This window comes from Campylobacter concisus, assembly GCF_002913545.1.
Taxonomy (GTDB): Bacteria; Campylobacterota; Campylobacteria; order Campylobacterales; family Campylobacteraceae; genus Campylobacter_A; species Campylobacter_A concisus_AV.
Window position 1 is genome coordinate 1 of record NZ_PPBR01000115.1, and the last position, 1,464, is coordinate 1,464.

A 1,464-nucleotide genomic window follows, 5' to 3' on the forward strand; every position below is an offset into this window, starting at 1 on the left:
TAAGGAGTAACTATGATAGTTAAGATCTCAAAGGGAGAAAAAGGCGTAGCTGATTATCTAAAAACTGGTAAGAAAAGAGATTCAAAGCTAACTAGAGATGAAAAAGATGATAGATTGCCACTGGCTGAAATTTAGATCTTATCGAGATGTCTGAAAGGCACCAGAGCAAGAAAAAGAATAAGAAATATAACTACTATCATATATCCTTGTCATTTACTTCAGAGGAGTGGAACAAGCTATATGAAAGTGGCAATATAGATGATCTTATAATGGATTTTTTGAAGCTCACTTTCCCAAATCACGACATAGATGAGCTACTTTTTTATGCTGAAGCTCATCTGCCTATAATCAAAGAAGAGCCATATATTCCTCGTCCAGAAGGGGCACTAGAAAATAGAACATTAAACAAGAAACATAAAAATGGCGAACCGCTAAAAAGAGAGCCTCATATCCATCTAATAGTCTCTTTTGAAAATATGAAATTTACTCATAGTGTAAAAACTGGTGGAGTAATATATACAAAAGGTGCATCCAAGCAACAAACAAAAGCTATCATGGCTAAATCAGTAGAGAAATTTAAAAGAGTGGTTAATGACATCTTATCTAACAAGTATGGTCTAAATAATATAGAACCTTTAAGCATGGATGAAGATCAACTAGAAAAACAATACGAAAGCTTTAAAAGTGCAGCACAAAAGGTTAAGAAAGGCAAAGAAAAAGATACGCAAATGAAGATAGAAACAGATGTGGTAATCGAGCCAAAAGACAGCACAAAAGAGCAAAACATAAGTGTTGAAGAGCTGCTAGCTGATGCTAGAAATTCTACAGCTGATTATCTATTAAGAATGATAGAAGAAGATGCGAGTTTCAAAAAAGACTATTATGATAGAGCAAAGAGGCTTAATGCGATAGATATAAGAGAATTTTTACCTATGATCAATGCAAAATTTAACATCACCACAAAACCTAAAATAGTAAATGACAAATATAAAGTAAGTGTAGATGGGTTTAAGGGAACTTATAATCTAACTGATCTAATGTGTAAGATAGTCTATAATGGCAGAAAAGGAGCATTATTTCATGTAGTTAATGAACTAGAGCAAATGCTTATAGAGCTTCAAGCTAATAAAAATGAGCCAAAGATAACATTAAGTGTAAGTAGTGACTTTAGCACGCCAAATAAGAACCCAAAAACTCAAGTGCTAAATAGCTGGAAAACGATACAAATAGAGCCATATAACCTAAAATCGGTACTTAAAAACTATTCAGCTATATCAGTGGCAAGTTTCAAAGATAAAAGTGAAGAAGCTAACGATATTGATGGTATAACTCCTACACTTATATATGATATAGATAACTCTAAATTTACTATAAGTGATGCTCAAAATTTACTGCAAAGCAAAGGAATAAAGGGCTTTATATATCCAACAAGCTATCAAGCACCAGATGCAAAAGTAGAGAAAT

1 protein-coding gene and 1 pseudogene are annotated in these 1,464 nt (G+C 32.8%); both read left to right on the top strand.

The features are described 5' to 3' along the window. The first annotated feature begins 12 nt into the window (after positions 1 to 12). On the top strand, positions 13 to 135 hold the full coding sequence (locus tag CYP05_RS10205) for a hypothetical protein (RefSeq protein WP_258031543.1): 123 nt from the start codon (positions 13 to 15) through the stop codon (positions 133 to 135). Between the two features lie 11 nt (positions 136 to 146). Continuing rightward, positions 147 to 1,464, top strand: a pseudogene (locus tag CYP05_RS07570) (aminotransferase); the annotation flags it as partial.